Source organism: Bdellovibrio sp., assembly GCF_036384735.1.
Lineage (GTDB): Bacteria > Bdellovibrionota > Bdellovibrionia > Bdellovibrionales > Bdellovibrionaceae > Bdellovibrio.
Genome location: NZ_DASVLT010000020.1, coordinates 26371 through 35686 on the forward strand (window position 1 = coordinate 26371; position 9316 = coordinate 35686).

The window sequence follows — 9316 nt, forward strand, 5'->3', positions numbered from 1 at the left end:
TGCACTTAGATATTATTTGTCCTTGATGACTTCTGTTTTCTTTGTTCGATCAACAAGGTGTAACGCATATCCTTCGCCCTCGCTGGGCTCAATATGCTTTCCAACTACAAGCCAATATATATTTGTCCCAACATTTTTTGTTGGTCCTCCAACAGGTTTAGTCGCGTCATTTAGATATTTAAATTTTGATAGGTTTTCCTTATTCGTCAGTCTATATATTGATGCAACCACACCAAGGTCATTAGGATCGATCGCAGAAAATTTATCGTTCATTTTTTTATTGGCTCGATCTTCAACTAGCTTTCGAAAATCTGCGTCTGATCCTGAGATGGTTTTTAAAGCTAAAGCTTCGATATCGATCCACGTCTTTGTCCCTTTCCAGATAGTGGCTATATCCGCTGTCTTAGTCGATCCGGTTATTGTTCGATCAAAGCCATCAATTTGAAACCCATTACTTACAATCATCTTTGTATAAAAAATTTCAGAGACTACTCCCCAGAAACGTAACGGGTCCCATGACGAGGTCCACAACGGTTCGATAATAGTCTTTGCTCCTGGTTTTCCTATCATCTCTTTGCAAAACCATTCGATTGCTTCAAATATAGATGAAAACACTTCTTTTGATTTTCGGTTTGTACTGAATGATTCCAGATTATGAAGCATTAGAACCATATTCATCCCTTCAAGATTCTTATTTAGACGATCCTGCTGAAAAGCCTTCATTCTTTTGTCAGTAATGTCGTATTTGGTGTGTGCTGGCCATGCAGCAGGAATTTGCGCTCTCAACTCGGGATATTTCTTCAGTGATATTCTGATGTGTTCATGTAAAAGGAAGGTTCTTTTTTCTTCAGATAAGAAAAATGAAAACAATGACGATATAAAATCCAAAGAAAACCTCCAGCTGTCTGGCAATTTGATTAAATCGCCCTCTATAGACAGATTAAAGTTTACCTAAAAACGCATTTGGTTAGAAACATTATTTTCATTTTATGAAGTATTGCCGAGTTTGTAGGACTAGAAAAGATAAGCATCTCTTTCATCGAGATGGAACTAGCTGGGACGGACTACAGGGTAAATGTAAGACTTGTGCTTGTAGACTCGCTCGAAGGTGGTATATGCGAAATGCCGACAGGATACGAATTATCAGGAAAGAATTCCAAAGAAAAAAACGAGCTATCCGCATGATGAAGGTGCAATATGAGTAGCGGGAAAGGTATTAAACCAAGGATCAATAGATATACAAGAACACAAGTATTGGACCTGATGGTAAATTTTTATTTAGAAACAGAGAGAGTATTTTCTCCTGGTTGGTGTTATCCTTTTTCTGGGACTGCCGAAGAAATATTAAACGAACTGGAAAGAGTAATTCAAGAAAGGTGGATACGACAAAGCTCTTATGAGCAACAACTCGCCGAGCTTCAATCCGCCCTTCATAGAATAGAGCAATATAGGGCCTTGCTAGGCGACTCTGGGAAAATCGCAATCAAGAACTCCGACAATTCTTGACCAAATAAACCTCACGGTTCAGGCTGGGATTATGACAGCTACGTGTGCCATTCTATCTAAACGTGCGATTACTATCTCTTGCGACTCCTTCCTGACGTCATTTGCGAAGACCAAGCGCACAGTTGTCGAAGCCCAACGAGCTAAGTTCTTAAAATTTGAAAGACTTCATGGAGCAGTGGCTTATTGGGGATTAGCTAGATACAGCACATGGGATTTGCATCATTGGCTTCAAGAAGAGATTAACAATTTATCTAATGGAGATTCATTAGACGACTGGGCGCGCACGATCGCGGACAAGCTGAACCAGAAGTATTCTCATTGGCCGCCTTCTGTAAGAAAGATGGGGCTAGGAATCCATCTCGTTGGCTATGAACTAGTCGATAATTGCAGAGTCCCGGAAATGTGGTTAATAGGAAACTTTACGGGTATTAACGACGATGGTAGTTATTTGGTGGGAAATACTTTCAGTTATTCAAGAAGGTGTCTTTTTGACTTAAGGCGAGCGCCTGGAGACGATCCCTCAACACATGGCCTCTTGGAAAGTAGAAGAATCATGAAAAATTACTTTCAGACGGGTCAATGGATGATGTTCAACAATGGTGATACTGGTCTATTCATGAAGCTTGCCGCTGGCCTTGGGAGCGCTATAAATCTAGCAAAACAAAGAGGGAATCTAGACACCTCGGATGTTATTAAAACCCAAAAAAATATTGCGAAAACAACGATTAAAATGATTAGCGATATCCAAAGAAATTTCTTTCGTGAAAATTGCCGCATTGTAGGAGGACGGACACATACTCTGACTATTAAGGCAAATGGAGAATATTTAGTGAATCAATAGCTTTTTTTTGCAATAACCGAACAGAGCCCAATCAAAGGATCAGGCTCCATCACTATTTTCTACCACTAATATAAGAAAGTATTGTTTTTAATTTACCCGATTTAGGGGCTGCCGAAAGAACACCTGACGCTAGAGAGTACAGGAAGCCTACCAAGAATAAAGCGACCCCTACGACCTGAGCGAACTCGCGATTTTCTTTCATCCATTCAGTCATCCATACGAACAATAACAATAAGATGATTGCTTCAAAAATGAAAAATATCTTGAAACGCAAAAGTTCTTTTGGATCGAACAAAACTTCAACAACTGAAAGACCGAAAATATCCGAAAATACTAACGACAGACATGCAAGCATGGCTGCCGACAACCAAACTTTCCAATCACCCCATAAACACACAATTATGGTAAAAGGAAGAATGCTCAAAAAGATCGTGACTATGAATTTGTTCGCTATTTCCGATCTGCGTTCCTTTTGGCTTTCGTTCAATTCTGGGCTCATTCGAGCCTTGGCGATCAAGTACTCTAGTAATACCAGAATTAAAAATATCCCAAATACTACCCATGGAGAAATAGTCTTCATAAAATTCTCAAGCATTCTTACCTCTAAATATATGATTGTTTTATTGTAGCTTGATCATTTAACCATTTGGCAATGCGATTGTATAAATCCACGGACTTCTTGAGGCTATTTCGTTCGAAAACACTAGCTTCTTCGAATTATTTTCAATTCAACCGTACTTAAAGCCGCCCCGCCTAACTTCAAAACAACCTGCCGCAGATAGTTATCATCTGTAACTAAGACCATCTTTTCTCGAATCGCTACTTCTGAAATCATACTATCCAAATGATTGTTATCTCTTTTCTTGAGACTATCCAATTCAATTTGAATTCTAGATATCAATTTTCCAGATTTCTCATCAGACAAGATGCCACTGCCTAACGGTGTTTCTCCAAGAATCCATAATGTTGGGCTGTCGTGCAGAGGTAGCTTCTGAAATACTTTTACAAGAGCATCTCGTCGTTCCTGATCCGGAGTATTTTTTAACTCTCGAATCTGAACGTGAGTAGCAAACAGTTGCCCTGCTTCCGTCAGCTCATTTGAATTAATCTTACCATCCAGCACACGATTAAAAATATTGGTATCCAACATGAGCTTCACCGTCGTCACGACAAACTCCTAATTCCTTGGGGCCTTCTTCTTTTTCCAACCCATTCGATACTCTATTCGAGCTAAAAACTTATGTTTACACGCGTATTTATATGCGTTGTATTCATTGATTCTAAATTCAGCCTTTGATTTAAATAATTTTGCTTTCTTTAAGCACTTTTCAAAGGTCCAATTAACTGGAGAAGCGTTAAGCCTAATGAAGTTTCCGGTAATCTTCTCATACCATCCATTCTTATGAGCAGCTCCAAATGCACCTGGGAACCTCGTGCGAAACTCAGTTGCGTTTGAACATTTAGCAGCTTCTTCGGCACATCGACGGTAGTCGTATTTGAAGTTATGTACAGTTGGTCTATCCATATGCTTACAAATACTGTCTAGCCATCCTTTTCGAACGCTCGTCGAATACTCTGAGGGAAATTGCTTTTTGAATATTGACCTTGATATGCACTTTTTCGCAATTCGAGTGCAATGCCTCTTAGATAATGTGCCATCTAACCTTTTGGATCTTTTAAGATGAGCGAATAACTTATGCAATTTTCTGTTCTTAGCCGTTGCATAAGCGCTGGGACTATTTTCGGCGAACTCCTTTAGAGTGTCATATTTTTTGATTTCTGACTTCAGGAAGTCTATGGTTAACTTCTCCCCAGCCCCAAGAGCGCCTGCTTTTGCCGTATTAAGAATCAACCAGCCATCAGCCTGATACTTCCTCAGAAAGGTATGCTCTAATTTCTTCGCCTGTTTTCTAGGAACATACTCTGTTAATTGTTTGAACCTGAATTTACACTTCTTAGCAGCTCGCCCCACAGGGCCGCTCCCTTTGAGGTGGGATATTTTTCGTTTCTCAATATCATAAGAAAGGCCGACATAAGCGGATTTGTTCTTGAACTCAAAAACGTAAATCGCTCTGTAATAACGATTTCCCTTGAGAATCATATGCTCGCATATATCGTCTAGTACTCCCAATCTCTTCGCGATTGAATAAGCACCTTGAGAGTTGTGAGCAAAATCGGTTCTCGTTTTGTATTTTCGAGCTTCGCGTTTTAAATTATTAAGATCTTTCCAATAACCTGAAGGCTTGATCTTCGCATTCATATGGTCACAGATGACTTCCAATATCCCCATACGACGTGCAGCCGCATATCCTGACGGAAATGCCGACTTAAACTCACTCTTCGATTTATGGGCCTGCGCAGCCTTGAATAGTAGTTTTTCTGTCCAGATGAACCGTGCCAACACCACTCCTTACAACGTGTAAATTAAAATCTCGTGGCAGTATATGTCGCCCATCTTCCTCATAATCCTCTACCAACAACTTTTGCCGCATATATGTTTCAAATCTTACGTCTTTAGGAGGACTTGAGGGACTTAAGAGATATCAAAGCTCCGAGTGCCAGCAGTTCTTTATCGGAAGATCTAACGTGAAGTGGTGTTCTAAAACTTGCGGATCAAGAAGTAGAGTGACAAAAATGTGCAAGAGAAACCGAAGCAGATAATGTATTTATAGGTCTAAATATCGCGACGCCTACTCAAAGTAAAACCCCTGTCGGAAGATCGGGGTTTTATATATCACTCAGAAGCGACTATTCCATCAAGCGAAACCAATCACGAATCGTAATTTGAAGTCTCAATTTTTCGTCTTCAGCAAATGGGCTGCAGTGAGCGATTGGGCCTCGCAATAGATTCAAATTTGCAATTACTCTCTGTAATGCAATTTGATCATTGAAGATATCATTAAAGTCCTTCCAATTAGTTTTGATAATCTCACCCAGCTCACCAAATGTCGTATAGTCTATAAGCTCATCAGAACGAATCGTAATTCCAGCCTGCACCTCATTCTTATGTGCTTTTTTGGCATTGTCCTTAACATTTTGTGGCACACAGGTTTCCCACCATTCAGTTTTGTAAACATCTTTCAACTTTGAAACAATGATGGTTCGAATAGAAAGTTCGAGGCAGTAAAAAATCTCGTAGTAACGAGCCATTTCAGCCGCCTGCTTTCTGATCTTTTCATCAAACTGAGGATAGTAGATGTCATCTTTCTGTTCAGACTTCTTCGCAGATGTAGACTTTATAGTGATATCGAATTCATTCTGAATAGCACTTAATTCGGTCTCTATCATGAGATTGTGCATTCCAAACAGTTTCACCAAGTTTGAGGCATCTCTTGTAGTACTCATTTTTTTAACAAATTCTCATTGATACTTTTGAAGATCGCATTGAACACCGCCGGATTCGTGGTTTCAGGCAACACTATATTGATATTATACGCCAAATTCATTCCAAGTCCTAAGTTAGAAGGCTCACGAAAATGCGTGCTCGGTAAATTTGATGGCTCGTTTTGTGGAGCCGGTTGTGGCTTGGCTTCAGGGGGTTGTTGATCATCTGGTTTGTCGAAGTTTCCCAAAGACTTCAACGCATTAAATGAACCAACAATGGCTCCAACTGTAACCGATTTATCTTCTAAACCTGTTAGTTGAACGATTAGGTTTTTTAGATCCTGAGGGCCGAGGTCTTGTGCGTATTCGTTTACTTCAAAGATGTCTTCATAACCTTGCTTTATTGCGTCGGCTATTGCGTAGCCAGCTTGCCCTTTATTTCTAAATCTTTTGTAAATCTCAGTTGGAACCCCATCAGACCCTAAGAATCCAATTCTTTTCAAAAAAGGAAGTGCCGCCTTGGCACTTCCACCGGGAAATCCCAACTTAGTTGCCAAATAATCTTGTGTAAAACGCTCGGGAACTTGAGCCTGCTGGATTTTTTCAAGAATTTTGGGAATTAAATTATATGAATTAATGAATGGAGGGTTTTTCGCGGACATTTCAGTTCCTATCTTAGGTAGTTAATTTCCGCGGCATAATTGCACAAAAACAATGCATAGTAAATAGATTGAAGATTACCTTATAACTTAAACGGTTTATAAAAATCCCATTGCTTGTATTGATCTCGATTTTTGATTTAGATAAAAAAAGCCCGATCTTTCAATCGAGCTTATTAGTTCTACTACGGAGAAATTGGCGTTCCCAAGGGGATTTGAACCCCTGTATCCTCCGTGAAAGGGAGGTGTCCTAGGCCCCTAGACGATGGGAACGTATAGGAAAATCAAACAAACTAAAAATGGTGGCTCGCGATGGATTCGAACCATCGACCCCTTCATTAAAAGTGAAGTGCTCTACCAGCTGAGCTAGCGAACCACTGTCCGTTTGAGGAAGTGCTAATTTGTTCTAAGAGGGTTCCAATGTCAATACGATTTCTTGCAGTTTTTTAAAATTTTTCGGCCATTTTTTTGAGGTGCGGCGCAGGCTGCACAGGCCATAAGCACCTCCCGCCGAGAATCGTTCACAAAATAAGCAAATCACTGATTTAGCGACCTTTTCCGGCTCAGGCTGTGCCCAGGAAACTCCAGCCAAAACCCTATTCACTTTTTTTATATATTATAGATCAAGACACTTTAAGGCGTGCCGACAGCGTAGGTTTGCGATTTTTTTCGATCATGGCGAAGCGACAAGCAATAGCCCTTTTTAAAAATCGAACGAAGTGACGCTCCTGAAGCACCCATTTTCTTTCTTAAAGAAGATATGTGCGTGTCCACTGTGTGGCGAGACACGTGAACGTCTCCTCCCCAAAAAAGATTCAACAAATCCGAACGCGAAAAAATTTTCCCTTCGTTTTGCAAGAAATGGCTCAAGAGCTTGAATTCCAACGGCGTCAAAGAAAGCAAACGGTCTTTGCCGTCTTTTTCAATTTCAAAAATTTTTTGCGTAGAAAACTCAACGCGGAAACCGCTTTCCGTAAAACCCATTTGTGCTTTTTGACCGGATTTAAGTTTCCTTTGAACGCGAGCTCTGAACTCTTCAGGCTCCAAGGGCTTCGTGACGTAATCATCTGCTCCGACGCCGAAACCTAAAACTTTTTCCTCAACATTATTTGCGCCAGTTAAAAAGAAAATAGGAAGATTTGCGAAAGCCTCTTGAGACCTAAGAAGACGACAAAAATCAAATCCATTTCCATCGGGCATGCCGACATCTAAAACCAATAAAGAATAAGCCCCCTGGCGAAGCTCTTTTTGCGCATCTTGCAGAGTTGTTACACAGGTAAGATCGCACATATCACCAATCGAGGCTTTAACCATCAACTGCATATCAATGGTATCTTCAGCAAGTAAGACCTTTTTAGCTTTTGTCATCGCAGCTCCTACACTGTGCTACATTTCTCCATTAATTATGCGTTTAACCATATTTATTTGCCAGCCTTTTTCCATATGTTATTTGTTTAGTCAGACAACTCCGCCTTGGCCGGCTCTTGTTCGCGCTATAAAGTCTCTTTTATGGATAAACAAATCAAGATTCGTAGTCAGAGGGGGCCCCGTCTGATCTTCCGTGCGGGCCTTGTGATGTTGATCATCATTGCTGGACTGTCGTTTTGGTCGGCGGCGAAATACATGCACTCGTCAGACCTTCGCAAGCATACAGATCAAGTGATCACTGAAATCCGCGGCCTTCGCGTCTCTGCCGAAAATTCTGAATCCAGTATGCGGGGATATTTATTAACCTCACAGAAAGAGTTCGCTAACAGCTATGAGCTTTCCAAAAAAGACATGGCGGCAAATGTCGCGAACTTGAAAGAGCTCACCTCTGACAACCAAAAGCAAATTAATCGTCTGCAAAAAGTAAGTCGCATTATTGAAGACAAGACGACCTTTATGGATGGAGTGATCTCTCTTCACAATCTGGGTAAAAAGGCAGAGGTGGAAGAACTGGTTCGTGATGGTCAGGGCCGTATGTTAATGGCCAGCTTGCAAAATCTTTTTAACCAGCTCGAGGACGAAGAGCGAGGTCTGCTTACCATCCGCAGCAATCGTGCTGATCGGGATTTTCATAGAACTTCAATCATTGTGGTTGTCAGTATTTTAGTCGCCTTTGGTCTTCTTTTTATAGCCAATCACTTTCTCGAAACAGAAATAAAGTTGCGCTCTGAAATGGAGATCAAGCTTCAAGCAGCTATGAAAGAAGCCAACGAAGCCTCTCATCTCAAATCAAGTTTTCTGGCAAATATGAGTCATGAAATTCGCACGCCACTGAATGGCATTATTGGAATGGCAAAACTTCTGGAACAGACAAGTTTGGATCACAGTCAAAGTGATTACGTTGAGACGATAAAGACATCTTCCACGTCACTTTTGTCACTGGTGAATGATATTTTAGATCTTTCCAAAATTGAATCCGGTAAGTTTCAGCTGGAAAATACAAATTTTGAACTCGCTTCGCTTCTTAAAAGCGCCATTTCCATAGTTGATTATTCGGCGATACAAAAGGGCTTGCAAATCACCACTCACATTGGACCAAATGTTCCCGAGTTTTATGTCGGAGACCCTCTGCGACTTCGCCAGGTACTGCTAAATCTTCTCAACAATGCCATCAAGTTTTCTGATCAAGGGATCGTCGCTTTGAAAGTCACTGCGAATCCGGGAAAAAACGCCGACTGTGTTGATTTATTATTTGAGATAATCGATCAGGGGGTAGGCTTCGATCCAGAGATTAAGACCAAGCTGTTCAAAAGCTTTTCTCAAGGGGACGATTCGACAAGTAGGCGCTATGGAGGCTCTGGACTGGGACTCGCCATCTCGAAACAGATCGTTGAGCTCATGAATGGCTCTATTGATGCGGAAAGCATCAAAGGCGTTGGCTCTCGTTTTTATTTTACCGTTAATTTGAAATTAGCAAAATACGACAATACCATGACAAAAACATCCCTTAGTCAAATGACCTTCCGGGATCTCCACGGATATGTCTTGATCGCGGAAG

10 protein-coding genes and 2 tRNA genes are annotated in these 9316 nt (G+C 40.9%); 3 read left to right on the forward strand and 9 right to left on the reverse strand.

Annotated elements, in window-relative coordinates:
* Window positions 1-12: 12 nt before the first annotated feature.
* Entirely contained in the window at window positions 13-888 is an 876-nt protein-coding gene (locus VF412_RS06315; RefSeq protein WP_331338373.1) for a hypothetical protein, read from the reverse strand.
* Window positions 889-1197: 309 nt separating this feature from the next.
* Here VF412_RS06315 and VF412_RS06320 point away from each other — a divergent pair, with 309 nt between their 5' ends.
* Entirely contained in the window at window positions 1198-1506 is a 309-nt protein-coding gene (locus tag VF412_RS06320) for a hypothetical protein (RefSeq protein ID WP_331338374.1), read from the forward strand.
* Between the two features lie 31 nt (window positions 1507-1537).
* Entirely contained in the window at window positions 1538-2347 is an 810-nt protein-coding gene (locus VF412_RS06325) for a hypothetical protein (RefSeq protein WP_331338375.1), read from the forward strand.
* 52 nt (window positions 2348-2399) lie between these two features.
* Here the strand turns inward: VF412_RS06325 and VF412_RS06330 are convergent, their stop codons facing one another.
* The 8 genes from VF412_RS06330 to VF412_RS06365 all read right to left on the reverse strand — a co-directional run bounded on the left by VF412_RS06330 (window position 2400) and on the right by VF412_RS06365 (window position 7698).
* Complete coding sequence (locus tag VF412_RS06330; RefSeq protein ID WP_331338376.1) at window positions 2400-2927, reverse strand: hypothetical protein; 528 nt, start codon at window positions 2925-2927, stop codon at window positions 2400-2402.
* Between the two features lie 123 nt (window positions 2928-3050).
* On the reverse strand, window positions 3051-3515 hold the full coding sequence (locus VF412_RS06335) for a hypothetical protein (RefSeq protein WP_331338377.1): 465 nt from the start codon (window positions 3513-3515) through the stop codon (window positions 3051-3053).
* Window positions 3516-3524: 9 nt separating this feature from the next.
* Window positions 3525-4748, reverse strand: coding sequence for a GIY-YIG nuclease family protein (locus VF412_RS06340; protein WP_331338378.1), 1224 nt, complete (start codon window positions 4746-4748; stop codon window positions 3525-3527).
* A gap of 347 nt (window positions 4749-5095) precedes the next feature.
* Window positions 5096-5692, reverse strand: coding sequence for a Swt1 family HEPN domain-containing protein (locus VF412_RS06345; RefSeq protein WP_331338379.1), 597 nt, complete (start codon window positions 5690-5692; stop codon window positions 5096-5098).
* Window positions 5689-6333, reverse strand: coding sequence for a DUF5343 domain-containing protein (locus VF412_RS06350; RefSeq protein ID WP_331338380.1), 645 nt, complete (start codon window positions 6331-6333; stop codon window positions 5689-5691). Before VF412_RS06350 ends, VF412_RS06345 begins: the two co-directional genes overlap by 4 nt.
* 194 nt (window positions 6334-6527) lie before the next feature.
* Window positions 6528-6603 (reverse strand) — tRNA-Glu (locus tag VF412_RS06355).
* Window positions 6604-6630: 27 nt separating this feature from the next.
* Window positions 6631-6706, reverse strand: a tRNA-Lys gene (locus VF412_RS06360).
* Window positions 6707-6963: 257 nt separating this feature from the next.
* On the reverse strand, window positions 6964-7698 hold the full coding sequence (locus tag VF412_RS06365) for a response regulator transcription factor (protein ID WP_331338381.1): 735 nt from the start codon (window positions 7696-7698) through the stop codon (window positions 6964-6966).
* 141 nt (window positions 7699-7839) lie between these two features.
* Here VF412_RS06365 and VF412_RS06370 point away from each other — a divergent pair.
* On the forward strand, window positions 7840-9316 hold a 1477-nt coding region (locus VF412_RS06370), incomplete at its 3' end, for a CHASE3 domain-containing protein (protein ID WP_331338382.1).